This is a genomic window from bacterium, assembly GCA_016703265.1.
GTDB lineage: Bacteria > Krumholzibacteriota > Krumholzibacteriia > LZORAL124-64-63 > LZORAL124-64-63 > CAINDZ01.
Window position 1 is genome coordinate 78,664 of record JADJCK010000001.1, and the last position, 25,855, is coordinate 104,518.

Below are 25,855 nucleotides of genomic sequence, written 5' to 3' on the forward strand. Positions count from 1 at the left end.
CAAGCCCGCCGAAGGGGCGGAACAGCCGGCGGAGGGAACCGCGGCCTACCACCACCTGATCGAGGGGCGTCTCGAGAAGATGCGCGAGCTGGGACGCTCGGTCGATCTCTACCCGTACGCCTACGAACGCACGCACACAAGCGCGCAGGTGCGCGAGCAGGAAGCTGCTCTCACGGAAGCCGGCGCCGTGGTGCGCGTGCCCGGCCGCATCATGACCAAGCGCGGCACGGGCAAGACCATCTTCGCCCCGGTGCAGGACGAGTGGGGCCGTATCCAGGCGTATTTCAAGCTGGATGTACTCGGTGAGGAGCGCTTCCAGCGCATCCTGAAGCTGATCGACATCGGCGACTGGATCGGCGTCGAGGGCACGCTGTTCCGCACACGTACGGGCGAACTGACGATCCAGGTGACGGACTTCACCTTCCTGGCCAAGGCGGTGCGGCCGCTGCCGGAGAAGTACCACGACCTGAGCCTCGAGCTGAAGAGTCGCCGTCGGCACCTCGACCTCGTGATGAACCAGGAAAGCCGCGACCGCTTCAAGAAGCGCAGCGCGATCATCGCCGAGATCCGCGCCTTCTTTGCCGGCGAGGAGTTCCTGGAAGTCGAGACCCCCGTCCTGCAGCCGCTGTACGGCGGCGCCACGGCACGCCCGTTCACGACGCATCACAACGCGCTGGATACCACGCTGTACTTGCGCATCGCCGACGAGCTCTACCTCAAGCGCCTGATCGTGGGCGGCCTCGAGCGCGTCTACGAAATCGCCAAGGACTTCCGCAACGAGGGCATGGACCGCACGCACAACCCCGAGTTCACCATGCTCGAGTGCTATGCGGCGTGGTGGGACTACCATCACATGATGGACCTGACCGAGCGCCTGCTGCGGCGCCTGGCCCTGCGTTTCGGCAACGAGGGCGTGTTGGCCTACGGCGGGCACGAGCTCGACTTCAACCGCCCGTTCAGGCGCCTGCGCTTCATGGACGCCCTGGCCGAGCAGACGGGGACCGACCTGATGGCGCTCGATGACGCGCAGGTGATCGAGGTGGCTCGGCGGCACGGCATCGAGCCGCGCAAGGGCATGGGCCGCGACAAGATCCTCGACGCCCTGTTCGGCGAGCTGGTGGAACCCGGGCTCGTGCAGCCGACCTTCGTCATGGACCACCCCAAGGAACTGTCACCGTTGGCCAAGGCGCACCGGAAGACGCCCGGCCTGGTCGAGCGGTTCGAGCTCTTCTGCGCCGGCTTCGAGGTTGCCAACAGCTTTTCCGAGCTGAACGACCCGTTCGAGCAGCGGCGGCGGTTCGAGGCGCAGAAGGCGCTGGCCGACGCCGGCGACGAGGAAGCCCAGCAGCTGGACGAGGAATTCCTGCAGGCCATGGAGCAGGGCATGCCGCCCACCGGCGGCATGGGCATGGGCGTCGATCGCCTGGTAATGCTCCTGGCCGACACGAACAACATCCGCGACGTGCTCCTCTTCCCCGCCATGCGCCCCGAGCGGGCGGGCGGCGAAGGCTAGATGCGCTTCGCCACCTACATCGCGCAGCGCTACCTGCGCAGCCGCCGGCACAGCCGGTTCCTCAGCCGTGGCAGTGTCACCGCCATCGTCGGCATCGCGATCGGCGTGGCGGTGCTGAACATCACCCTGGCGGTGATGAACGGCTTCCACTCCGAGATGCGCCGTACCTTCGTCGAGAACATGCCGATGATCTCGATCATCACCAGCCGCCCGGAGGGCTTCGGCCCGCTCGGGGCGGTGATGGACAGCGTGGCTGCCGTGCCCGAAGTGGTGGGCGTGGCCCCGTTCATCCGGCAGGAGGTGCTGGTCTCGTCGCCGCGGACGGTGGGGCCGCCGCGGCCGCAGGCGGCCGTGGTCTGGGGAGTCGAACCCGACCTGGTCGACACGGTGCAACCGTTGAGCACCTACCTGCGCCCGGATCCCGCGATCCTCGCCGCACTGGACGGAGGCTCGGTACCGCGCGTGATCCTCGGCACCGAACTGGCCGCCAACGTCTACGCAGCCATCGGCGACACCGTGATCCTCACCTCGGTGAACGAGGAACTCGACCTTCAGGATATCCGCGCGGTCAGCGAGCGCTTTGTCGTAGTCGGGTTCTTCGAGACCGGCATGTACGAATTCGACAGCCGCTTCGTCTACGGCGGCCGCGAGGCGATCGGCGCCTTCCTGGGTTATCCTGCCGATGGCGCCTCGCTGCTGGGCGTCAAGGTGGCCGACCTGATGCGCGCCGACCGCGTCGCCGGGGCGCTGGGCGACAAGCTCGGGCGCGATTTCTACGCCACCGACTGGATGGCCCTCAACCAGAACCTCTTCCAGTGGATCAAGCTGGAGAAGATCATCATGGTGCTGCTGCTGGGGATGATCATCCTCATTGCCGGCTTCAACATCATCGGCATCCTGACCATGATGGTCGGTGAACGGCGCCGCGAGATCGGCATCCTGCTGGCGATGGGCGCCCGGCGTGGCCAGGTGATGGGCATCTTCCTGCTCAACGGGCTGTGGCTCGGCGCCGTGGGTATCGTCTGCGGGAGCGCCGTGGGCCTGGCCGGCATCTGGTTCCTCGACGCCTACGGGGTGCGATTGCCGGGCGATGTCTATTTCGTGGACCGCATCCCGGTGCTCCTGCAGTGGACGGATTTCGTGCTGATCGCGGGAGTGAGCCTGGTGATGGCGCTGCTGGCCGGCATGTGGCCGAGCTGGGAAGCGTCGAACCTCGAGCCGATGGACATCATCCGCTACACCTGACGCACCACGCGACGAAGGGCGCCCAAGGGCATGTCCGTACTGCTGGAAGCCTGCAACCTGCACAAGTCGTTCCGCCGCGCCGAGAGCACGGTGGAGGTGTTGCGCGGCGTCGACTTCCGGCTCGAGCCGGGCGGCACGGCGGCGATCACCGGTCGCAGCGGCAGCGGCAAGAGCACGCTGCTGAACATCCTCGGCGGGCTCGACACGCCCACTTCCGGTCAGGTGCTGGTGGACGGCCAGCCGCTGGCCTCGGACCAGCGGCGCGCCCGCGAACTCTGGCGCGCGCGTGGCGTGGGCTTCGTCTTCCAGTTCCATTTCCTGTTGCCCGACTTCACCGCGCTGGAGAACCTGCTGGTGCCGGTGCGGAGCCTGGGCCCGGTCACGGATGCCGACCGCGGGCGCGCGCTTTCCTTCCTCGAGGCGATGGGTCTGGCTGACCGGGCCAACCACCTGCCCGGCGAGATGTCCGGCGGCGAGCAGCAGCGGGTGGCGGTGGCGCGCGCGTTCATGAACCGGCCACGCGTGGTCCTGGCGGACGAGCCGTTCGGGAACCTCGACGCCGAGATCGGGGCGCGCCTCGGCGACCTCCTGTTCTCGCTGCACCGGCAGGAGAACGTGGGCCTGGTGCTCGTCACGCACGACCAGGCGCTGGCAGCCCGGGCCTCCGCGCGCTGGCGGCTGGTGGAAGGGCGCCTGACGGCGACGGAGGGGGCAGTGGCATGAAGTGCCATCGTTGCGGACAACGCGAGGCCACGGTGCACTGGCTGGAGATTTCCGGCGAGACGCGGCACAGTGTCTGGTTGTGCGCCGACTGTGCGGCGCCCGGCGAGCGAGAGCCGGTGACGTCCCCGGGGCCGGAGCCCCTCGTTTCGTTCCTGGGCCGCGGTCTCGGCAGCGTGGGCGGCGTGCCGAGCGTCTGCGCGGTCTGCGGAACCACCATCGACGACGTGCGGCGCGACAATCGCCTGGGCTGCGGCGCCTGTTACACGTCGTTCAAGTCGACGCTGTTGCCCCTGCTGGCGCGGTTCCATCGGCACGTGTCTCATGTCGGCAAGGTGCCGGGCGGCGGCCGGCCCTCGTCGCGGCTCGCGGAGATCACGCGGCTGCGCCTGAGCCTGACCAAGGCCGTTGCTGCCGAGGAGTTCGAGCGGGCAGCATCGCTGCGCGACCGGCTGCGCGCCCTCGAGGACGGCACGGATTCCGATGCGCGGGCCGGCTCATGAGCGGCATCATGAACGAACTGGCCGGAATCGATGCAGTCTGGCTTGACGGCAGCGGACCTCACGCCGACATCGTGATCGCCACTCGCGCGCGACTGTCCCGGAATCTGGCCGGGCTTCCCTTCCCGCACCGGGCCGGCGCAGCCGAACTGGCGACCATCGCGTCCGACCTGGGGCGGCAGTTGCGTCGGTTGCCCGGCCTTGCCGACGGCTGGTCGATCGAAGTGGGCGCCTGCGAGCCCCGTTCGCGGCAACTGTTGCGCGAGAAGATGCTGGCCGGCCCCGACCTGCTGGCGAACCCGGAACACCGGGTTCTCGTGACGGCGCGCAATCTCTCCCAGGCCGGCCTGCTCAATGCCGAGGACCATCTGCAGATGTGCGCCTGGCGCTCGGGTTTCGACCCCGTCGCCGCGCTGGCCGACGTTATGGGGCTGGACGATGCGCTCGCCGGTTCCTTCGAGCCGGCGTTCAGCGAGGACTACGGGTACCTGACGGCCTCGCCGGGCAACGTGGGTACCGGGCTGCGCCTGACGGCCGTGCTGCACCTGCCGGCGCTGGTCATGGCCGACGAGATCGACAAGGTTCTCAATGCCCTGCGCCAGCTCGAATTCGGGGTCCGCGGACTGGCCGGGGAGGGCCGTACCGTGCGCGGCGCCCTGTTCCGGGTCGGGAACCTGACCACGCTGGGCCGCGACGAGGGCGAGATCACCGAGGACTTCGCCGCCCACGTGGGCAAGGTGATCAGCTACGAACGCGCCGCCCGCGAACTGCTGCTGGCCCGCGACCGCCGCGGCCTGGAGGACCTGGCCTGGCGCGGGCGCGCCGCGCTGGAGCACGCCCGCCTGATGACCGCCCAGGAAGCCTGGGACAGCCTGTCGCATGCGCGGCTGGGCACAGGGGTCGGCCTGGTTCCCGGAACCACAGACGGCCGGCCCCTCTGGGGGCTCTTCAACCGCCTCCTGGTGCGCCAGCAGGGCGCCCACCTGGAACTGACCTCCGGTCGGGTGCTCGACGGCCGCGGCAAATCGGCCGCCCGCGCCGACCTGCTGCGGGAACATTTTGCCGCCCCGTGCTGAAGCCGCGCCGGACGCCATGGCCCGGGACCTCCGCAAAGCCTTTAAAGTCAGGCCCTGAAACGGCGATGAACCCCTGACGGCACTGAGCGACGCAGGGCCCGGAACTTGCCTGCACCCCGCTGCGGGTCAGCCGAGGCCGGTGTAGCGTCCACCCGGCAGGTCCAGTATATTCTGCAACAGCATCCGGCCGCGCGGGTTCGCACCCCGCCGCGGACGGTATCCGGCAGCGGCGAACGGAGGCGCGCGGCATGAACGACCGTTTTACCCAGCGAGTGCGCAAGGTCCTGTTCCTGGCCCGGGACGAAGCGGGCCGGCTCCAGCATGACTACATCGGGACCGAACATCTCCTGCTCGGCATCATCCGCGAGGGCGAAGGCGTGGCCGCCAACGTGCTGCGGCGCTTGAATCTCGAGTTCGACCGCATCCAGAAGGCCATCGAGGACTCGGTGACGGCGCCCATGGGGCCGGTCAGCATCGGCGAGGTGCCTTCACGCCCCGGGCGAAGAAGGTGCTCGAGCTGTCGATCGACGAGGCCCGCCTCCACAACCACAACTACGTGGGCACGGAACACCTGCTGCTGGCGCTGATCCGCGAGGGCGAGGGCGTGGCCGCACGCGTGCTCCGCGAACTCGGTGCCGACCACGAGACCGTCAAGCGCGAGATTATGAAGGCACTGGGCAGCGGCGAGACCGCCGGCCCGGCGGCCGCCGACGCCCGCAAGCGCAAGACCGCGCGCAAGAAGGAGAATTCCGTCCTCGAGCAGTTCGGTCGCAACATGACCGACATGGCCCGCGAGGGGAAGCTCGACCCGACGATCGGTCGCGCGCGCGAGATCGACCGCTGCATCCAGATCCTGAGCCGCCGCAAGAAGAACAACCCCGTACTTATCGGTGAACCCGGCGTGGGCAAGACCGCCATCGTCGAGGGGTTTGCCACGCGCATCGTCGAAGGGAACGTCCCGGCCCTGTTGCGGGACAAGGAAATCGTCTCCCTGGATCTGGCCAGTGTGGTCGCGGGTACCAAGTACCGCGGGCAGTTCGAGGAGCGCCTCAAGCAGATCATGGCGGAGATCAAGGAAAACCCGGACGTGATCCTGTTCATCGACGAGCTTCACACGATCGTGGGGGCCGGCGGCGCCGAGGGCGCCATCGACGCCTCGAACATGCTGAAGCCGGCGCTGAGCCGCGGCCAGATCCAGTGCGTGGGCGCCACGACCATGGACGAGTACCGCAAGTTCATCGAGAAGGACGGCGCCCTCGAGCGGCGCTTTCCAGCCGGTGACGGTGAACCCGCCTTCCGAGGAGGAGGCCGTCCAGATCCTGTTCGGCCTGCGTGACAAGTACGAGGCGCACCACCGCGTGACCTTCGACGACGACGCCGTGCGGGCGGCCGTCTTCCTGTCGAACCGCTACATCTCGGGGCGCTTCCTGCCGGACAAGGCGATCGACGTGCTCGACGAGGCGGGCAGCCGTGCGCGCCTGAGCCAGGCCGTGGTGCCGCCCGACCTTCGCGAGATCGAGAAGCGCATCGAGGGTGTCATTTCCGAGAAGGAATCCTCGATCCAGGCGCAGGAATTCGAGCGGGCGGCAGCGTTCCGCGACGAGGAGAAGGAGCTCAAGAAGAAGCTCCAGGACCTCAAGCAGAACTGGACCGGCGACGGCGCCGAGACCACCGCCACGGTGGACCAGCGGATGATCTGCCGGGTCATCGCCGACATCACCGGCATTCCGGTGTCGGAGGTCGAGGAAGAGGAGACCAACAAGCTGCTGCGGATGGAGGACGAGCTCGGGAAGTGGGTCATCGGCCAGGACGAGGCGGTGACCGCCGTCTCGAAGGCGATCCGCCGGAATCGCGCCGGACTGCGCGACCCGCGGCGTCCCATCGGTTCGTTCATCTTCCTCGGGCCCAGCGGCGTCGGCAAGACCGAGGTTGCGCGCCGGTTGACCGAGTTCCTGTTCGGCGACCAGACCTCGCTGATCCGCGTGGACATGTCCGAGTACATGGAAAAGCACTCCGTGAGCCGGCTGGTCGGTGCCCCTCCGGGGTACGTCGGCTACGACGAGGGCGGCATGCTGACCGAGAAGGTGCGCCGCAAGCCGTATTCGGTGATCCTGCTAGACGAGATCGAGAAGGCGCACCCGGATGTCTACAACATCCTGCTCCAGGTGCTCGACGACGGGCAGTTGACCGACAGCTTCGGGCGCATCGTCAGTTTCCGGAACGCCGTGGTCATCATGACCAGCAACGTGGGCAGCCGGAAGACGCACGGTGTGCGCGGCGTCGGCTTCGGCTCGGACGAGGACGCCCACAACAACCAGCGCGTGCAGGGAAACATCGACTCCGACCTGCGGAAGACGTTCAGCCCGGAGTTCCTCAACCGCATCGACGAGATCATCACCTTCAAGGCGCTGGACCGCGAGGATATCTCGCGGATCGTGGACATCCTGCTGGCCGACGTCAGCCACCGCCTCCGCAACCTGGAGATCGAGTTCGACTTCACGAAGGCCTGCAAGGACTTCCTCTGCGACGTCGGCTACGATCCCCAGATGGGCGCCCGGCCGCTGCGCCGCGCCATCCAGAAGCACGTGGAGGACCCGCTCAGCGAGAAGCTGCTGAGGGGCGAGGTGGCCAGCAAGAGCCGCATGGTCATCGGCGTCCAGAGCGGCAAGCTTTCGTTCAAGGCCGAGCCGCGCGAAGAGGTGAAGACGGGCTGATCGCCTGCGATCAACGGCAGCCAGGGCTGCCGCGAACGGTCCGGGCGGCGGCGCTCCCGAACGGGGCGCCGCCGCCGTTTTGCCCCCGGACGCGATTTGGGCTTTGGGCCACGCCCGGCGTCCCCTATCTTGGGCGTCCATTGCGCGGGAACTTGCACCGGCGCCGCGGGTTGTAGCCGCTCTGGCGCATGGTCGGGAAACCCTGGTCCCGGACGGAGCCGCGCCACGCCGCCGAGCCGCTTTCCGGCCCGCCGCGCGTGCTTGCACATTGTGGACCGCGGCGCACGGTGCTAGACTGCCGCCGCCGAATCCGCCAACCCGACGATGGGGAGCCCCTTGCCAGACTTGTTCGCTTCCGCGCGCCCACGGCTGCTGGCACTGGTGCTGGCCTGCGTGCTGTCGCTGCCGGCTGCCGTGTCGATCGCTGCCGAGGAGGCAGTGCCGGCTGCGGGCATGCCCGCTGCGACTGAAGCCGCGACGACGATCAAGGCCATCGACGTTGTCGGCGCACTGACCGTCGGGCCCCGCCAGGTCCTGGCGTGGTCGGGCCTGTCCGAAGGCGCGGTCATGACGACCGACCTGGCCAGCGAGGCCATCCGCAAGCTTTTCGCCACCGGCAAGTTCGCCGACGTCTTCGTCTACCGGCAGGACGAGCCCGACGGCGTGCGCCTGGTCATCAACCTGCGCGAGTTCCCGCGGGTGCGCAGCGTCACCTTCCGCGGCAACGACAAGGTGAAGGAGAAAGACCTGCGCGAGGCCTTCCCGGTCACCATCGGCCAGTTCTCGAATCCCGCCGCCGTCCGTCGCGACCTGCAGCCGCTGCGCGACCTTTATTACGAGAAGGGCTACTACAACATCGAGGCGCACACCGACTCGACGCGTGTCGACGGCAGCAACATGCAGGACCTGGTCGTTACCCTGGTCGAGGGGCGTCAGGTGAAGGTGGAGAGCATCTCCTTCACCGGGCTCGTCAACCTGAAGGAAGACGACTTGCGCGGGGCGATGAAGCAGGGCACCACCGGGTTCCTGCGCAGCGGCTCGTTCAAGAAAAAGCAGTTCGAGGAGGACCAGGAGCGCCTGGTCACCTGGTGTCGCAACCAGGGCTACCTGGATGCCACGGTTACCGGCACGCAGCTCAATTTCCGCGAGGATCGCGAGCGCCTGGACATTGTCGTCGAGGTGAGCGAGGGCGAGCAGTACTTCGTCGGCGACGTGCGCTGGCAGGGCAATACGGTGCTCGACGACCTGGCCGTTGCCGACCGCGTCCTGCTCCAGAAGGGCCGGGTCTTCAAGGAGGACGAGTACCTCCAGACGCTCGACGACCTGCAGCAGGTCTACGCCGACCAGGGCTACATCTACATCACGGTCGAGCCCAAGCGCGAACTGGACGGCCGCAACGTCAACGTCACGTTCAGCTTCCTCGAGGGACGGCCGGCGAACATCCGCGACATCACCGTGTCGGGCAACACCAAGACGCACGACAACGTGATCCTGCGTGAACTGACCATTTTCCCGGGCGACACCTTCAGCAACACGAGAATCCGTTCGACGATGCGCGACATCTTCCAGACGGGATTCTTCGAGGACGTGCAGCCGGACATCCAGCCGACACCCGACGGCGACGTCGACATGGACCTGAAGGTCAAGGAGAAGCAGACCGGCCAGTTCATGTTCGGCATGTCCTACAGCGCTGAGACGGCGGCCAGCGGCTTCATCCAGGTGGCGGAGACCAATTTCCGCGGCAAGGGCCAGAACCTCGGCTTCACCTGGCAGTTCGGCACGCGGCGGCGCTACCTGGACATCAGCTTCACCGAGCCCTGGTTCCGCGGGACGCCGACGCTGGTGGGCGTCGATATTTTCGACCGCTTCCAGTACAACTACGACGACTTCTACGAGAGCCGCGTTCGCGGGTTCAATGCGCGGCTCGGGCGGCGCATCCCGGGCACCCGGTTCAGCCGCGTGGGCCTGCGCTACGAATGGTCGCAGACCCGGCTCGACAACTTCAGCGCCTCGTACGTGAAGTACCTGGACGACCTCGAGCGGTCGCTCGGCACCAGCGACCTGCCGTGGCAGCGTCTCGACCGCATCGACTGGCCGCAGTCCAAGAGCAGCATCCAGGTGTCGTTCAACCGGAACTCGACCGACAGCCCGTTCTTCCCGACCCAGGGTTCGAAGACGAGCTACACCTTCGAGTACGCCGGCGGCCCGCTCGGCGGCCGGATCGAGTTCCAGGAGCATATGCTCCAGCACTCGTTCTACAACAAGCTGCCCGGCGGTTTCGCGCTGCACCTGCGCGGGTTCTTCGGCCTGATCCACGGTCTCAATTCGGCCGACGGCGTGCCGGACTGGGAGCGCTACCGGCTGGGCGGCAACCGGCGCCTGCCGCTGCGCGGCTACAAGGACCTCGAGGTGGTGCCGCGCGGCAACCCGAGCTTCATCGGCGGCAGGTGCTTCTCGATCTTCAACACGGAGATCCTCTATCCCTTGACCCCGGCCGTCCATTTGCTCACTTTCCTGGACATGGGGGATGTCTGGAACAGCTTCTCCCAGGCCGACCTGGGCGACCTGCGCAAGGGCGCCGGGTTCGGCATCCGGGTCGAGGTTCCCATGATGGGCAATATCGGGTTCGACTACGGTTACGGCTTCGACCGGGCCGGTGGTCCGGCCTGGGAGCCACACTTCACGATCGGCAACTTCTTCTAGACGGTGGCCCTAGGCAGGGTCGGCGACGGAGGCATGCAATGAAGCGGACCAAGATGACGCGCCTGGCCCTGGTGGCGGGCTTCCTGCTGGCGGCGACGGTCGCGCAGGCGGCCGATCCCCGGCCCCTGGCGATCATCGACTCGCAGCGGATCGCCGAGGAATACGAGGCGGCGCGCGACGCCCAGGAGCAGTACCAGAAGTTCATCAAGGAGCTCGAGCGCGAAGTGGCCGACAAGGAAAAGGCCCTGACGGCGCTGATGGAAGAGATCGACAGCCAGAAGCTGCTGCTCGGCCAGGAAGCGCTCGCGACCAAGACCCAGCAGTTCGAGCGCCAGCGCGCCGAGTACTTCCAGTTCCGCGAGACGATCGACCAGCGTGCCGAGGCCGAGTACAAGACGCGGATCCAGCCGATCCTCGACCAGGTCAAAACGATCGTCGAGCGTTTGGGCAAGGAGCGCAACTACGGGCTGATCCTCGACTCGGCGGCCGTTTCCGTTCTCTACGTGAACCCCGAATTCGACCTGACCAACGATGTCCTGCAGGCCCTCGTCCGCGGCGACAAGTAGCTGCCGCGGGACCCCCGCCGGGCACGGTTGGGGGTTGACAGTTCGGCCGCAGGCTGGGAAATTGGCAAAGGTCTTGTTCCGAAGCGTTAGCCCCCCGCCCGGACGGCGGGGGCGGCTGGAAGGATCGTCTTGTTGGAAGGAATACTCGGAGGGCTCGTTGGAAGGAGGACCGGGAAGGTGGCTTGGACGCCGTTGCGGTTGAGCGAAGTGGCGGCACTACTGGGCGGGCATCTTCGCCCGGGAGCGGATCCGCACGTCACCGGCGCGGCCTCCCTCGCGGACGCCGGTCCGGATGACTTGAGCTTCGTGACCGGCGCCGACCGGCTGGGGGAGGCGCAGCGCAGTGCCGCCGGCGCCTTTCTCGTGCCGCCGGGACTGGCTCTCGACCGGCCCGCGATCGAGGTCGACCGGCCCTACGAGGCCTTCGCGCGCTTCCTGGCGCGCCTGCTGCCGGACCCGGACCGCCTGTATCCCCCGGGCGTGCACCCGACCGCAGTGGTGCATCCGACGGCTTCGGTCGGCGCGGCTTCCGTCGGGCCGTACTGCGTGATCGGCGCCGGCGCCGAGGTCGGCTCGGGGTGTCGGCTGGGCCCGCATGTGACGGTCGGTTGCGACGCGCGGCTGGGCCGCGATTGTGTGCTGCATGCGCACGTCACGGTGCGCGAAGGCTGCCGGCTGGGCGAGCGCGTGATCGTGCACGCAGGCACGGTGATCGGGGCCGACGGCTTCGGCTACCTGCCCGGGCCCAGGGGCCAGCTGAAGATCCCGCAGGTGGGCATCGTCGAAGTGGGCGATGACGTCGAACTCGGCGCCCTGGTGACGATCGACAGGGCCACGACCGGCCGCACGGTCATCGGGGCCGGGTCGAAGCTGGACAACCAGGTGCACGTGGCGCACAACGTCCACATCGGGCGCAGCTGCGCCCTCAGTGCGCAGACGGGCATTGCGGGCAGCTGCGTCCTCGGCGACGGTGTGATCACCGGCGGGCAGGTCGGCATCGCCGACCACCTGACGATCGGCGACGGTGCGCGCATCGGGGCCCAGGCCGGCGTGATCAAGGACGTGCCGAAGGGTGCCACGGTGTTCGGCTACCCGGCACTCGATTTCCAGGAATCGTTCCGTATCACGGCAGCCATGCGACGGCTGCCGGCGGCCCTCGGCCGGCTGCGGTCGCTGGAACACCGGCTGACCGGCAGTCCGGCGCCCGGGGCGGGACAGGACGCCCGGAACGACCAGAACGACCAACCGAACCGGGAGAAGTGAACGTTGCTCTGGCTCCAGCGCACCGTCGATTCGGAAGTGACGATCGAAGGGGTCGGCCTGCATTCGGGCGCCCCTGCGCGCATGACGTTCCAGCCGGCCCCCGTGAATACGGGCCTGGTCTTCGTCGTTCCCGGTCCGGGCGGCGACACCCGCATCCCGGCACTGGTCGAGCACGCGGTGGCGGCCGCCGACCTGGTGCGCGCCACGACGCTGCAGCACGAGGGCGTCACGGTGCACACGGTGGAGCACGTGCTGGCGGCGCTGTACGGCATGGGCGTGACCAACTGCGTGATCCGGCTGGAAGGCGGCGAGCCGCCCGTCATGGGTTGCGCGAGCAGCCTGCCGTACGTCGAGATGCTGGATCGGGCCGGCCTGCGCGACCAGGGCCTGCCTGCGACGTACCACAAGATCACGCGGCCGGCGTCGCTCACGCTGGGTGAAGCGTCGTTGAGCGTGGTGCCCGCCGACGACTTCCGGGTCAGCTTCGAGATCGAGTACGACGAACCGTTGATCGGGAAGCAATCGGCCTCGTTCGAAGTGAGGCCGTGGATCTTCCGCAAGGAGATCGCCCCGGCGCGTACCTTCGCCCTGATGCGCGACGTGGAGGGCCTGCGCCGCCAGGGGCTGGCTCTCGGTGGCAGCCTCGAGAACGCGCTGGTCTACAACGACGGCGTGCTCGAGGGCGGGCAGTCGGTGCGTTTCGCGGACGAGTGCGTCCGGCACAAGATCCTCGACCTGCTCGGTGACCTGGCGCTGCTGGGCATGCCGCTGCAGGGACACGTGCACGCACGGCTGTCCGGCCACGCGGCGAACGTCGAGTTCACGCGCCTGCTGGCGAAGACCGAACGGCGCATGCCGCGGATCTACCCGCCACGCGAACCGAAACACTGGGATATCGCCTCGATCATGGCGATCATGCCGCACCGCTACCCGTTCCTGCTGGTGGACCGCATCACCGAGCTCGAGCCGGGCAAGCGGGTGGTGGGCCTGAAGAACGTCTCCATCAACGAGCCCTTCTTCCAGGGCCACTTCCCGGGGCACCCGATCATGCCCGGGGTGTTGATCATCGAGGCCATGGCGCAGGTCGGGGGCGTGCTGCTCCTGAGCAGCGTCGAGGATCCGCGAGGGAAACTGGTTTATTTCAGCGGCATCGATGCGGCCCGCTTCCGGCAGTCGGTTTTGCCGGGAGATCAGTTGCGTTTCGAGTTGGAACTGCTCAAATTGCGCGGTACGCTCTGCAAGATGCGGGGGACTGCCTGGGTCGGCGAGACGCTTGTTGCCGAAGCGGAGCTCATGTCTACCATCGTAGATGCCTGAGCCGCGGACCCGAAGGAGGAGAGGGATGGACCCGGTAAAGATGAACAAGACCGCCGGCCTGCGCCCGGTGAACGCCCCCGAGATCCACCCCACGGCGGTGGTCGATGCCGGTGCGCGCCTCGGGCACAACGTGAAGGTCGGGCCCTACGCGATCATCGGACCCAACGTGGTCATCGGCCCGGACTGCGTGATCGGCTCGTCGGTGCTGCTCACCGGACACGTGATCATCGGCAGCGGCAACCGCATCTTCCACGGCGCGGCCATCGGCTGCGAACCGCAGGACAAGAAGTACCACGGTGAAGTCTCCTATGTGGAGATCGGCGACAACAACGACATCCGTGAGTACTGCACGATCCATCCCGCGACGGGTGAGGGCGCCAGCACGCGGGTCGGCAGCGACAACCTGCTGATGGCGTACGTGCACATCGCGCACAACTGCCGCGTGCACGACCACACCGTGCTGGCCAACGCCGTGAATCTTGCCGGGCATGTCGAGATCGAGAGCCACGCGATCCTCGGCGGCATGACGCCCGTGCACCAGTTCGTGCGCGTGGGCGCCTTCTCGTTCGTCGGCGGCGCCAGTCGCCTGCCGCAGGATGTGCCGCCGTTCATCAAGGTGGCCGGCAACCCGATCGAGGTGGCGGGCATCAACGCCATCGGCCTCAAGCGCGGCGGTTTCTCGGACGAGGACCTGCAGAACCTCAAGAAGGCCTACCGCCTGCTCTACCGGTCGGGTCTCAACGTCACGCAGGCACTCGAGCGCATTGCCGCCGACTGCCAGCTGACGCAGCACATCGAGGACCTGATGGCCTTCATCAGGCGCTCGGACCGGGGCATCGTCCGCTGACGCGGCCGCAGGCGGCCTGGAGGATCGAGCCTTGAGCCGTGCGGCCCCTCGTCATGTCTTCCTCTCGTGCGGCGAGGCCAGCGGCGACCGCTACGGGGCGCGCGTTGTCGCAGCCCTGCGCCGGCGCGATCCCGACCTGCGCTTCACCGCGCTCGGCGGGCCGCTGCTCGAGGCGGCGGGCGTCGAGATCATCCAGCCGTCGGCAGCCGTGGCGGTGATGGGCGTGGGCGAGGTGGCCCGCGCGCTGCCGGCGCTGCTGGAGGCGCGCAGACGCCTCGACCGGCACCTGGCCAACGGCGCCGTCGACCTGTTCCTCCCGATCGATTTTCCCGGATTCAACGGGCACCTGGCCGCGGGCGCGCACCGCCGCGGCGTGCCGGTGTTCTGGCTCGTGGCCCCGCAATTGTGGGCCTGGGGCGGCTGGCGCGCGGCGTCGTTCCGGCGGCGGGTCGACCGCCTCGGCACCATCCTGCCGTTCGAGACCGCCTTCTTCCGCAACCTGGGCTTCGACGTCGAGCCGCTCGGCCACCCGCTGATGGATGACTACGGGAACCGCTTCGCCTTCGAGCCCGGGTTGACGCGGCGCGAGGAGCGACTCAATCACCGTGACGGGCCGCTGACCATCGGCCTGCTGCCCGGCAGCCGGCGCCAGGAACTGGAAGCGCTCCTGCCGGTGCTCAAGGTGACCAGCCAGGCGATCACGGCGCACATGGCGGGCCGCGAGGTTCGCTTCATCCTCAGCCTGGCGCCGGGTGTGGACCGGTCACGCGTGGAGACACTCTTCACTTCGGCCGCGGAGATGACGACGGAGCCGTTGCGGGATCTGATGCCGCGCCTGGACCTGGCGCTCGTCTGCAGCGGCACGGCCAGCCTCGAAGTGGCGCTGGCCGGCGTCCCGCACGAGATCGTCTACCGCACGGGCAGGGTCACCGCCTTTCTCGGGCGCCGGCTCGTGAAATCGCCGCACATCGGCCTGGCGAACCTCATCCTCGACAAGCGTGTTGTGCGCGAACACCTCCAGGACGAAGCGAGCCCGCTGCCCCTGGCCCGCGAACTGCTGAGGTGGCTGGCCCGCCCGGCCGATCGTCAGGCGTACTACGGCGAGGTGCGTCGATTGCGCCAGTTGTGCGGCGCACCCGGCGCCTGGGAGCGCGCAGCTGATGCCGCCATGGTCATGCTCGACCGGGGTGCTCGAGCGGCGGGAAGGCCCTGAGATGGGCCCGCAGCCCCTCAAGCTGGCAGCCGCCCCGGCCCTGTGGCGATTGCTGCGCCGCACCGTGCGGCTTTCGCCGCCTGACGTGCTCGCCGCCGGCACGGGCGGTCCGGTCATTTATGCCTGCCTGCATCGCGACATCCTGCCCTGCCTGCTGTTCGTGGAGCCTGCGCGCCCCTGCCTGCTGGTCAGCGGCAGCGAGGACGGCGCCATCCTCGTGCACGCCCTGCGCGGCTCGAGCTTCCAGTTCGTGCGTGGCGCCACGGGCGAGGGCGGCGGCCGCGCGCTCGTCGAGCTGCGGCGCAAGCTGGATGCGGGCGCGGCCGTCGGCATCGCCGTCGACGGCCCCAAGGGGCCCTATGGCGAGATCCGCGACGGGGTGGCGCACCTGGCGCGCCTGACAGGCAGGCCCGTGGTGCCCCTGGTCGCCGAGCCGTCGCGCGCCATGCGGCTGCGGACCTGGGACCGGACCGTGGTGCCGCTGCCCGGCAGCCGCGTCCTGATGCGTGTGGGAGAGCCCCTTGCCGCCGGCGAGGGGAGTCCCGAGGAGCAGGCGGCCCGGTTGCGCGGTCGCCTGCTCGCGTTCTTCGCGACGGAGGGGCAGGGCGGATGAGGATCGTCGACCTGCGCCATCCTGCGGTACGGGCCCTGACAGCCCGCTGGCAGGCGCGTGCGGGCTCGGCGCCCACGGGGGCCGGTCTGCTGCTGACGGCGATCGTCGACCGCTGGCAGGCCCGACAGGCCACGCGTCGACCGGCGCCGGGCGGGCCGCCCCTGGTGCTCTCGATCGGCAACCTGGCCCTCGGCGGCACGGGCAAGACACCGGTGACCGCACAACTGGCCCTCGACCTGGCGGCAGCCGGCCTGCGGGGCGCCATCGTCACCCGCGGCTACGGCTCGCCGCTGCCGGGACCCGTGGCCGTGTCCGCATCCACCCCGGGAGCGGGCGACGAGGCGCGCCTGCTGGCCGGGCTGCTGGACGGCAGCGGCTGGCGCGTGGTGCAGTCGCGGCGGCGGGCCCTCGGCGTCGCCTGGCTGGCTGCGCAGGCTGCTGCTCTGGACATCATCGTGCTCGAGGACGGCCACCAGACCGCCGGCGTCGGCCGCCACCTGGACGTACTCATCCTCGACGATTGGCGGACATCCGGGGAGCGCCGGGCGCTGCGCCTTGAACCACGGACCGGGGCGGTGGCGCCGTTCGGCCATTGGCGCGAGTCCGTGCGCGGCGCGGGTCGTGCCGGCGTCTGGCTGGTGGAGATGGGTTCGCCGCTGCCGGCCGGACCACCCGGCGTTGCCATGGCAGGATTCACCCGCAGCTATCGCCTGCAGGTGCCGGAGCCCGCAGGGTCCGGCGCGCCCGTGCTGCTGTCGGGAATCGCACGCCCCGCAGCCTTCGAGGCCGAGGCGGTGCGCCTGCTGGGCCGGCCCGGGGCCCTGGCGATCCGCTGCCGCGACCACGAGCGCTATGACGGGCGCTGCCTGGCGCGCATCGACAGGCTGCTCGATGAGGCTGGAGCCGACCTGGTCGTCACCACGGCGAAGGACAAGGTGAAGCTGGCGCCGCTCTGGGGACGTCGTCCGCCGCTGGCCGTGCTGGAAATGCAGGTGTCGTGGACAGGCGACAAGGCGCTCCCGGAACTGGTCCGGGAGCGCCTGGATGTCCTCCGCCGCGGAACTTCGCCCGGCTAGTCGTTCTCGGCGACCGCGCCCAGGAAGGTCACCGTGGTGCCGGCCGGGATCGCGACCTCGTGCTCGCTGCCTTCCTCGTGGCCGTAGAAGACCAGGTCGAGGTTGGCCATGAAGACGGTCGAGCCGGCCGGGTCAGGATACCAGGGTTCCTGCTTCATCTGCTGCGGCGCGATCACGAACGCCACCAGGAACTCGTCATTGATGGGCACGCGCGCGCTGAGCAGGCCGCGCGTCACGTTGTAGTCGACCAGCTCGGCCGGGGCGCCGGCGCCAGGGGTCCAGGTCGCGTCATAGGACGTGATGATGAACGAACTGTAGGCGCCTTCCTCGGGGATCGTGAACATCGTGTTGCCGGGGCGCGCCCAGAACAGGACGTTCACGATGTCCAGCGGCACGAAGTCGTCCGTCGGGTTGGTGGCGTCCGAGCCGGTGTTCAGTGCGGCCGAGACGATGGGCGCGCCGCCGTTGATCGACTGCACGGAGCAGACGACCCGCTGCCATTCGTTGTTATTGTTCGACGAGCAGCCGTTCACGAGCAGCGCCGCCGCGATCAGGGCGAACAGGACACGGGATTTCACGTTTCATCCTCCTGGTGGACAGACATCCGCCGGAATGTTTATCTTCCACGGCGCTAGTGTGATCGTCCGCCGGCCGCGGGCCTTTAGCGCAATCATCGTGCATGTTCCCAGCGGTTTCCGGGCCAGTTCCCTCCCTTCCCGGTGGTTACCCGTGGTATCCGCATCTTCCCGCGAGACCGTCGTCAGCCGTTGCCTGGTGATCGGTTCGGGCATTGCAGGCTTGCAATTCGCCCTGTTGGCGGCGTCCGGGGGGCCGGTGCGCGTGGTAACCAAGAAGGAAAGCCGCGAAAGCAGCACCAATTACGCCCAGGGCGGCATTGCCGCCGCGGTCTCGCCCCTCGACGATTTTGAAACCCATGTTCAGGATACCCTGGCCGCCGGCGACGGGCTCTGCCGTGAGGGCGTGGTCCGGAAGATGGTCGAGGCGGGGCCGCACCTGATCGAACGGCTGCTCAGCTACGGGGTGGACTTCAGCCGGGAAGCGGGGAGCGGCGACTTCGCGCTCGGACGTGAGGGAGGCCACACGCAGCGCAGGGTGCTGCACTGCCGCGACCTGACCGGGCGCGAGATCGAGGAGCGCCTTCTCGCCGCCTGCACGGCGCACGCGAACATCAGCGTGGACGAGGACCACATGGGCCTTGAACTGGTGCGCGGCCGCGAGGTCGGGTTGACCGCCGAAGCGGGCGAGCGCATCGTCGGCGCGCGCGTGCTCGACCGACGCACGCGCCGGGTCGTGCTGCACCTGGCCGATGCCGTGGTGCTGGCCACGGGCGGCTGCGGCAAGGTCTATCTCTACACGAGCAATCCCGACATCGCGACCGGCGACGGCCTGGCGATGGCCTTCCGTGCCGGCGCCGAACTGCGCAACCTCGAGTTCGTCCAGTTCCATCCCACCTGCCTCTACCACGCCGAGGCCAAGAGTTTCCTCATCAGCGAGGCCGTGCGCGGCGAAGGCGCGGTGCTCATCAATCATCGCGGCGTACGCTTCATGGCGCGGCATCATCCGCAGGCCGACCTGGCGCCGCGCGATGCCGTAGCGCGGGCAATAGACCAGGAAATGAAGGGCAGCGGCGAGCCCTGTGTCTACCTGGACCTGAGGCACCTGGACCGTGCGATGGTCGAACAGCGCTTCCCGAACCTGGTGGCTGCGTGCCGGCGCTACGGCATCGATATGGCGGGCGAACCCGTGCCCGTGGTGCCCGCCGCCCACTACATGTGCGGCGGCGTGACAACCGACCTGGACGCGCGCACCACGCTGCCGGGGCTCTTCGCGATCGGCGAAGCCGCGTGCACCGGCATCCACGGAGCCAACCGGCTGGCCAGCAATTCACTGCTCGAAGCCGTCTATTTCGCGGAACGGGCCGCCGGCGCCGTGGCCACGGAGCCGCGTCTGTTCGGGGCGCAGGCGCCGGCCGAGGCGGCTTCCGCAGTCCTTGCGCCCCGCACCGGCGGGCATGGGGCGCCGGCCGTCGTCGTCGAGCACGACTGGGACGAACTGCGGCGCATCATGTGGGACTACGTCGGCATCGTGCGCGACCGCGAGCGGCTGGAAATCGCGCTCGGACGGGTCCGTGCGATCCGGCGCACGGTGGAATCGGTGCGTCGGCGGTCGGCGCCGACGCCGGAGCTGGCCGAGCTCGCGAACATCGCGCTCCTCGGCGAGCTCATCGTCATCTGCGCGTTGTCGCGACCGGAGAGCCGCGGCCTGCATTTCACGCTCGACCATCCGCAGCGCCTTGAAGAGGCCGTCGACTCGGTGATCCGGCGCGGCCAGGCGTTGGGCGGCGAAGTCTGCTGGGAAGCACCGGAGCCGGACCGTGGCTGAGCCGTGGTACGGGGTCGCCTTCGGCGCATTCTATCCCTGTCTCTACAGCCATCGTGACGACGACGAGGCGCGCCGCTGCGTGGATACGCTGGCGCGCCTGGCACCGCTCGGGAACGCGGAAGGACGCCCACTGCTCGCTCTCGGCTGCGGCGACGGTCGTCATCTCGCCCGGTTGCGGTCGCAGGGACTGCCCGTAGCCGGGCTCGACCTCTCGCTGGCCCTGCTGCGGGCTGCGCGTGCACGCGGGCCCGGGGCGGGCCTCGTCTGTGCGGACATGCGTCGATTGCCCTTCGGCGACGGTGCGTTCGGCGCGGTCCTGTCGCTGTTCACGGCCTTCGGGTATTTTGGCGAAACGGCGGCGGACGGTGCCGGCGGGGACGCCGCGGTCATCCGCGAGATCGCGCGCGTGTCGGCGCCGGGCGGGCACTGGTTCCTCGATTTCCTGAACGCCGAACGGGTCCGCGCGGAACTGGCCGGAGGGGCGCTCGCGCGGTCGCGCGTCGCCGGACCGCTGGCGGTGACCGAAACGCGGCGGCTGGAGGCGGGGGCCGTGGTCAAGGACGTGCGCCTGACCGGGCTCCCGGGGCGCGGCGGGGAAGCCGGGGAACTCGGCGTGGGGCCGGACGGTGTTGAGTACTCCGAGCGGGTCCGGCTGTACACGCTGGAAGACCTTGACCAGATGGCCCGCAATGCGGGCCTGCACCGCGTGGGCGCGGCCGGTGACTACGACGGCGCTCCGCTCGGCGACGGGCCTCGCTGGCTCCTGGCTTATCGGAAGGGTTGTTGATCGTGAGCCTCGGCTGGACAGCAGGTGCGCCGCTCGCGGGACTGCGAGGCGTCGATCCCGGCTTCGGCGCCTGGCTCGCCCCCGATGGCGCCGCCGCACGCGCGGTGCGGGAGGCGCTTGCCGGCGCCGGCGCGCCATCGGGTGGGGCCGCGCCGCTGTTCGCTCCCGGCAGCGGACCGGTGCCCTGCGAAGGCCTCGACGCGGCCACGGCAGCGGGACTGGTTGCCGGCAACATCGATGTTGTCGTGACGGGCCAGCAACCGGGATTCCTGGGCGGCCCGTTGCTGACACTGCTGAAGATCGCCGCCACCGTGGCACTCGCTGCCGAGAGGACCGCGGCCGGCCGGCCCTGCGTGCCCGTGTTCTGGTGCGGCGACGACGACGACGACCTCGTGGAGGCGCTCGATCCCCTGGCCTGGGACGCGCCGAACAATCTGCTGGTGCGCGCGGACGGTCGCGCCGGCGGCGCGCAGCGGCCGCTTCGAGCGCGCGATGATCGGACTGTTGCCTGCGCGGCGCTGGTGCGGCCCCGGTGCGGCCGTGCTGCGGTCTCTTGCGGCCGGGGGCCGGCCGGGCGCGCTGGCTGCCGACCTGGCTTTGCTCTGGGAGCAGGCGCTGGCGGAGGATTGGGACTGGTCGCGCCTGAACGTGGCGGCGTTGCGCCGCCTCTTTGCCGGACATCCGCTGCTGGTTGTCCGCGGCAACGATCCGGCGCTGCAGGCCGCAGCCGGGCCCTTCTACGCGACGGTCGCTGCGCGTCGCCCGCACTGCCGGGAACTGGCCCGCCGCGAGGGCGAGCGCATGGCCGGCACCGCGCCGATCTCGGAACGTTCCCTGGGGCGGGACCTGTTCGCCGCCGTCGACGGGCGACGCGTCTTCGTGCCCGACGGATCGCCGTTGCCGGATGCGGCGTCGCTGCGCCCCGGCGTGCTGCTGCGCAGCCTCGTGCAGGACTGGCTGCTGCAACCGGCGGCCGTGGTCGTGGGTCCCGGCGAGGCCGCCTACCTGGCGCAGCTGCTGCCGCTCTACGCCGGACTGGGCGTGCCGCGCGCGCCGCTGGTGCCGCGCCTGTTCGGCTGGGTCCTGCCGGCGGGCTTGCCTGCCGGACGGCTGGAGTCACTGGCTGCCGGGCCCTGGTTCGACCGCGCCGATGCCGAGACGCGGTCCGCGCAGTTGGCCGGCGACGCCGCCGCCGGCGTGGCCCGGGTCCTCGAACACGACCTGGGACTGCCCGCCGTGCGCGCAGCGGCCCTGGCCGCGGGGCGGGCGCGGCGCTGGCGCCGGGGCGTGGCCGCCATGCTGAAGGCCGAGGGCGCCCGGCAGTGGCAGCAGGAGCTGTCCGGCCTGCCGCCGTGGGTTCTTCCCGACGGGCAGCGCCAGGAGCGGCGGCTGGCCGCCTGTGCGACGGCGGCCCTGTACGGGGATGAGCTGGTCGAGGCGCTGGTCGGCGCGGCGCGGGCCCACCTGCTTGCCGGTGCCGGCGGGGACTGGCGCGAGTACCATGTCAAGTGATCTCCGGACAGATGCGGAGGACACATCCGCGCACTCCCGAACGAGGAAGCGATGATCAACGAGAAAGACCCGGGCTGTGACCTGCTGGTCGTGTCGCCGCATCCGGACGATGCCGAGATCGGCGTCGGCGGTCTGCTGGCCGCGCTGTGCGCCCGCGGGCACCGCGTCTGGGCGCTGGAACTGACCCGCGGGGAGCTCGGCACGAACGCCGGGCCGGAGGAGCGCTGGTCCGAGGCGGTGGCGGCAGCCGATGTGCTGGGGCTTACCGGGCGTGTGCAGTTGACGCTGCCCGACGGGTTCGTCCATGGGGAGGACCCGGCCCAGGCCGCGGCGGTCGTGGCGGTGATCCGCCGCCTGCGCCCTGCCTGGCTGGTGACCGCGCCCGAACCGCGCCGCCATCCCGACCACCAGGCCACTCCCGGCCTGGTTGAGCGCGCCGTCTTCCTGGCACGCCTTCCCGCCTGGCAGCCCGCCCTGCCCGCCCACCGGCTGCACGGCGCCCCGGCGCTGCCGGAGGCCGTCGATCGCTGGGAAACGCTGACGGTGGCGCAGGTGACGCCCGAGGATGAGCACCCGTCGCTGCTGTTCGACATCAGCGCGCACTGGGAGCGGAAGCTGGAAGCCCTGGCCTGCTACCGCAGCCAGCTGCGCCGTGACGACGGCCGCCGCGCCACGGTGATCAACGATCCCGCCTTCCTGCAGCGGATCGAGGATCGCGCCCGCCGCTGGGGGCGGCAGGGCGGCGTCGCCCTGGCCGAGGCCCTGACCACCCGGCAGGTGCCGGTGCTGGCGGACCTGCCCGCGGAGCCGTGGCGCTGATGAAGATGCCCGCCATCGGCATCACCTGCTATCCCACCCAGGGCGGAAGCGGCGTCGTGGCCACCGAGTTGGGGCTGCACCTGGCCCGCATGGGCTGCGAGGTGCACTTCATCGCCACGCACCTGCCGTTCCGGCTCGAGTCGTACCACCAGAACATCTTCTACCACCCGGTCGAGATCCCGCAGTACCCGGTGTTCCAGCACCCGCCGTACACGCTGAGCCTGGCCTCGACGATGCATGACGTCGCGTTGCGCTGCGGGCTGGACATCCTGCACGTGCACTACGCGATTCCCCACGCAGCGGGAGCCTACCTGGCGCGCCAGATGCTGGGCGCCGATCGCATCAAGCTGGTCACGACGCTGCACGGCACCGACATCACGCTGGTGGGCCAGGAGCCGTCCTACTACCCGATCACGAAATTCCTGATCGAGCAGAGCGATGCGGTGACCGCCGTTTCCGGCTTCCTGCGCGACGAGACCGTGCGCGTGTTCGGCGGTGGCCGCGACATCGAGGTGATCCCCAACTTCGTCGATGCCCGGCTCTACACGCCGCAGCGCGACGAAGCCGTGCGCGCCCGGTTCGCGGCGCCCGACGAGAAGCTGCTCGTGCATGCCTCCAACTTCCGCAAGGTCAAGAACCCCCGCGCCGTGGTGGAGGTGTTCGCACGCGTGGCGGCCGTCGTGCCTTCGCGCCTGCTGCTGATCGGCGACGGGCCCGAGATGCCTTCGGTGCGCGAGGACCTGGCGGGCCGCGGACTGCTGGACCGCGTCACGTTCCTGGGAGCGGTGACCGGGCTCGAGGACCTGCTTCCCGCCTGTGACCTGCTCCTGCTGCCGTCATTGCACGAGTCGTTCGGGCTGGTCGCACTGGAGGCCATGGCCTGCGGCGTCGTGCCGCTGGCCACCAGCCGGGGCGGGGCGGGGGAGTTCATTCACGACGGCGTCAACGGCTACCTCCGCGATCCCGACGACATGGAGGGCATGGTCGCCGCCGCCCTGCTGGTGCTGGGCGACGAGTCCCTGCGACAGCACCTGGCCGAGGAGGCGCGGCGCGACGCGGCCGGCGACTTCGGGGCCCCGTGCGTGGTGAAGAAGTACCTTGATCTCTATGACCGGCTCCTGGCGCCGGGCGGCCTGCGCGTGAGCTTTCGCCGCGATAGTTGACAGATCGGCGGACGCACCTACAATGACCGCACGGCGCTGCCGGACGGGCGCGCCCAAGGACGTGAGGCGTGAGCGAGACCCTGGAACTGCTGCAGACGATCCACGACCTGGCCGGGCGCCGCGGGGTGTTCCGTCAGGACGCGTATTTCTTCGTGCTCGAGGCCCTCGAGAGCGCTGCCGCCGAGCACCCGGAGCGGCCGGACGTCACCGGAGAGGATCTCCTGGCGGCCGTGCGCGAACTGGGCCGGGAGCGCTTTGGCGTGATGGCTCCCGAGGTCTTCCGCGCCTGGGGCGTTCGCGCGACGATCGATTTCGGACGGGTAGTGTTCCACCTTGTGGAAGCCGGCCTCCTGAAGAAGCGGGAACGCGACTCCTTGAGCGACTTCATCGACAAGTTCGACTTCGACGACGCCTTCTCCCTGAAGGTGATGCGGGGGCAGGCCTGAGGGCCGGCTGGCGCCCGCGGGAACCGGAGACCATTTTCCGGGTTGACCGATATTCGGGTCGCGCAGCGGCCCACCCCACGACGGATGGCCGCCGGCCGCAGGCGGCGCCGGGCCAGGAGGGCCCGGCCGGATCCGGTCCGGACGGAGCGAGACCGGGACCCCGCTGGCGACCACCATCCTCCGCCAAGGAGAGCCCATGGCCCTCACCTTTGCCGCGGCATTGACGCCGGTGCCGTTCCTGGGCGCCCTGACGGCGGGCGACATCATCGCGCTCATCAACACCTCGACATTCTTCGGCAAGTTCATCCTGTTCGTGCTGCTGGTGATGTCGGTGCTGTCGTGGGCCGTGTTCATCGACAAGGCCCGCACCTACGCCAAGCTGCGCCGTGGCCACCTCGTTTTCTGGGAACACTGCGAGCGCTGGCTGGCGGACGAGGTGAGCCGGCGTGACCTCGACGCCTGGTGCAAGGCGCACAGTGACCTGCCCCTGTGCAGCCTGATGACCGAGGCCGGCGGTGCCCGCGACCAGGCGGCCGTGCGGCGGGCGAGCGAACGCGTGATCTACCTCGAGGTCGAGCACCTCGAGCGCTACGTGATCCTGCTGTCGACCACCGTCACGGTGGCGCCCTTCCTGGGCCTGCTGGGCACGGTGTGGGGGATCATGGCCAGCTTCTGGGGCATGGCCTCGATGCACAGCGCCAATCTCACCGTGGTGGCGCCGGGCATCGCCGAAGCGCTCATCACGACCGTGGCCGGACTGGGCGCGGCCATTCCGGCGGTCATCTTCTACAACATGCTGGTGCGCAAGATCGATCTGGTGGCCAACGAGTTGGACCGCCTGCGGACGATCCTCGAGGAGGCTGCGACCGGCGAGGGCGCAACGTCGCGTGACGCGGCGCGCCGCCCCGAGCGGCACGAGCGGGAGACCATCTGATGGCGCCTACCCGCCGTCGCGGCTATTCGGCCATGGCCACGATCAACATCACGTCGCTGGTCGACGTGACCATGTGCATGCTGATCATCTTCATGCTCACGGCGCCGTACATCCAGGGCGGCGTAGAGGTGAACCTCCCGGAGACGGAGACCCGCGAGGTCATCGTGAAGGAAGGTCCCGTCATCTCGGTGACGGCTACGCGGCAGGTGTTCTTCCAGGAGCAGGCCGTGGCGATGGATGAACTCGCCTCGCTGCTGGCGCCGTGGTCGGACCAGAAGGACAAGGTGCCGGTGTACCTGCGCTGCGACGAGGAAGTGCCGTACGGCTTCGTCCTGAAGCTGATGGCGGCCGTCGAGCGCGAGGGATTCGTCAACCTGAGCCTGGTGGCCGACCAGCCGGTGGCCACCCCGGCGCGGAAGCCCTGA

General features: G+C 69.4%; 22 protein-coding genes and 2 pseudogenes. 23 read left to right on the top strand and 1 reads right to left on the bottom strand.

From position 1 onward, the window contains the following. Positions 1–79 precede the first annotated feature (79 nt). The 14 genes and pseudogenes from lysS (at position 80) to IPG61_00425 (ending at position 17,366) form a co-directional block, all read left to right on the top strand. Positions 80–1,513: a lysine--tRNA ligase gene (gene lysS / locus IPG61_00360; GenBank protein MBK6732558.1), complete on the top strand. Its 1,434-nt coding sequence runs from the start codon at positions 80–82 to the stop codon at positions 1,511–1,513. Next, positions 1,514–2,758: an ABC transporter permease gene (locus tag IPG61_00365; protein MBK6732559.1), complete on the top strand. Its 1,245-nt coding sequence runs from the start codon at positions 1,514–1,516 to the stop codon at positions 2,756–2,758. Positions 2,759–2,788: 30 nt separating this feature from the next. Then, entirely contained in the window at positions 2,789–3,481 is a 693-nt protein-coding gene (locus IPG61_00370; protein ID MBK6732560.1) for an ABC transporter ATP-binding protein, read from the top strand. Next, on the top strand, positions 3,478–3,981 hold the full coding sequence (locus IPG61_00375) for a UvrB/UvrC motif-containing protein (GenBank protein MBK6732561.1): 504 nt from the start codon (positions 3,478–3,480) through the stop codon (positions 3,979–3,981). The genes IPG61_00370 and IPG61_00375 overlap by 4 nt, the downstream gene beginning before the upstream one ends. Then, positions 3,978–5,054 carry a hypothetical protein gene (locus tag IPG61_00380; GenBank protein ID MBK6732562.1) on the top strand — a complete coding sequence of 359 codons (1,077 nt, stop codon included), beginning with the start codon at positions 3,978–3,980 and terminating at the stop codon, positions 5,052–5,054. The genes IPG61_00375 and IPG61_00380 overlap by 4 nt, the downstream gene beginning before the upstream one ends. A gap of 248 nt (positions 5,055–5,302) precedes the next feature. Further along, a pseudogene (locus IPG61_00385) lies at positions 5,303–7,768 on the top strand (ATP-dependent Clp protease ATP-binding subunit). 336 nt (positions 7,769–8,104) lie between these two features. Beyond that, positions 8,105–10,471 carry an outer membrane protein assembly factor BamA gene (gene bamA / locus IPG61_00390; protein ID MBK6732563.1) on the top strand — a complete coding sequence of 789 codons (2,367 nt, stop codon included), beginning with the start codon at positions 8,105–8,107 and terminating at the stop codon, positions 10,469–10,471. Positions 10,472–10,509: 38 nt separating this feature from the next. Beyond that, on the top strand, positions 10,510–11,037 hold the full coding sequence (locus tag IPG61_00395) for an OmpH family outer membrane protein (GenBank protein ID MBK6732564.1): 528 nt from the start codon (positions 10,510–10,512) through the stop codon (positions 11,035–11,037). Positions 11,038–11,214: 177 nt separating this feature from the next. Then, on the top strand, positions 11,215–12,300 hold the full coding sequence (gene lpxD, locus IPG61_00400) for a UDP-3-O-(3-hydroxymyristoyl)glucosamine N-acyltransferase (GenBank protein MBK6732565.1): 1,086 nt from the start codon (positions 11,215–11,217) through the stop codon (positions 12,298–12,300). A gap of 3 nt (positions 12,301–12,303) precedes the next feature. Continuing rightward, complete coding sequence (gene lpxC / locus IPG61_00405) at positions 12,304–13,617, top strand: UDP-3-O-[3-hydroxymyristoyl] N-acetylglucosamine deacetylase (protein ID MBK6732566.1); 1,314 nt, start codon at positions 12,304–12,306, stop codon at positions 13,615–13,617. A gap of 40 nt (positions 13,618–13,657) precedes the next feature. Continuing rightward, entirely contained in the window at positions 13,658–14,464 is an 807-nt protein-coding gene (lpxA, locus tag IPG61_00410; protein ID MBK6732567.1) for an acyl-ACP--UDP-N-acetylglucosamine O-acyltransferase, read from the top strand. Positions 14,465–14,495: 31 nt separating this feature from the next. After that, positions 14,496–15,677: a lipid-A-disaccharide synthase gene (gene lpxB / locus IPG61_00415; protein ID MBK6732568.1), complete on the top strand. Its 1,182-nt coding sequence runs from the start codon at positions 14,496–14,498 to the stop codon at positions 15,675–15,677. Between the two features lies 1 nt (position 15,678). Further along, entirely contained in the window at positions 15,679–16,290 is a 612-nt protein-coding gene (locus IPG61_00420; protein MBK6732569.1) for a DUF374 domain-containing protein, read from the top strand. Continuing rightward, the gene (locus IPG61_00425; GenBank protein ID MBK6732570.1) at positions 16,287–17,366 is read left to right on the top strand and encodes a tetraacyldisaccharide 4'-kinase; all 1,080 of its coding nucleotides are present in this window, start codon (positions 16,287–16,289) and stop codon (positions 17,364–17,366) included. The genes IPG61_00420 and IPG61_00425 overlap by 4 nt, the downstream gene beginning before the upstream one ends. On the opposite strand, the gene IPG61_00430 is transcribed toward IPG61_00425, so the two are convergent. Beyond that, positions 17,363–17,944: a hypothetical protein gene (locus IPG61_00430; protein MBK6732571.1), complete on the bottom strand. Its 582-nt coding sequence runs from the start codon at positions 17,942–17,944 to the stop codon at positions 17,363–17,365. The two genes, IPG61_00425 and IPG61_00430, sit on opposite strands and share 4 nt — an antisense overlap. Before the next feature lie 34 nt (positions 17,945–17,978). Here IPG61_00430 and nadB point away from each other — a divergent pair, with 34 nt between their 5' ends. From nadB to IPG61_00475, 9 genes and pseudogenes are all read left to right on the top strand, one after another. Continuing rightward, a complete protein-coding gene (nadB, locus tag IPG61_00435) occupies positions 17,979–19,769 on the top strand; it encodes an L-aspartate oxidase (protein ID MBK6732572.1) in 1,791 nt (596 codons plus the stop codon). Further along, positions 19,762–20,556, top strand: a complete 795-nt coding sequence (locus IPG61_00440; protein MBK6732573.1) for a class I SAM-dependent methyltransferase — start codon at positions 19,762–19,764, stop codon at positions 20,554–20,556. Before nadB ends, IPG61_00440 begins: the two co-directional genes overlap by 8 nt. Positions 20,557–20,660: 104 nt before the next feature. Beyond that, a pseudogene (gene bshC / locus IPG61_00445) lies at positions 20,661–20,924 on the top strand (bacillithiol biosynthesis BshC). Between the two features lie 124 nt (positions 20,925–21,048). Continuing rightward, positions 21,049–22,068, top strand: a complete 1,020-nt coding sequence (gene bshC, locus IPG61_00450) for a bacillithiol biosynthesis BshC (GenBank protein MBK6732574.1) — start codon at positions 21,049–21,051, stop codon at positions 22,066–22,068. Between the two features lie 51 nt (positions 22,069–22,119). Further along, positions 22,120–22,887, top strand: coding sequence for a bacillithiol biosynthesis deacetylase BshB1 (bshB1, locus tag IPG61_00455; protein MBK6732575.1), 768 nt, complete (start codon positions 22,120–22,122; stop codon positions 22,885–22,887). A gap of 5 nt (positions 22,888–22,892) precedes the next feature. Beyond that, positions 22,893–24,050, top strand: a complete 1,158-nt coding sequence (gene bshA / locus IPG61_00460; protein MBK6732576.1) for an N-acetyl-alpha-D-glucosaminyl L-malate synthase BshA — start codon at positions 22,893–22,895, stop codon at positions 24,048–24,050. Positions 24,051–24,118: 68 nt separating this feature from the next. Beyond that, positions 24,119–24,496 carry a hypothetical protein gene (locus IPG61_00465; GenBank protein ID MBK6732577.1) on the top strand — a complete coding sequence of 126 codons (378 nt, stop codon included), beginning with the start codon at positions 24,119–24,121 and terminating at the stop codon, positions 24,494–24,496. 196 nt (positions 24,497–24,692) lie between these two features. Next, entirely contained in the window at positions 24,693–25,430 is a 738-nt protein-coding gene (locus IPG61_00470; protein MBK6732578.1) for a MotA/TolQ/ExbB proton channel family protein, read from the top strand. Further along, positions 25,430–25,855 carry a biopolymer transporter ExbD gene (locus tag IPG61_00475; protein MBK6732579.1) on the top strand — a complete coding sequence of 142 codons (426 nt, stop codon included), beginning with the start codon at positions 25,430–25,432 and terminating at the stop codon, positions 25,853–25,855. Before IPG61_00470 ends, IPG61_00475 begins: the two co-directional genes overlap by 1 nt.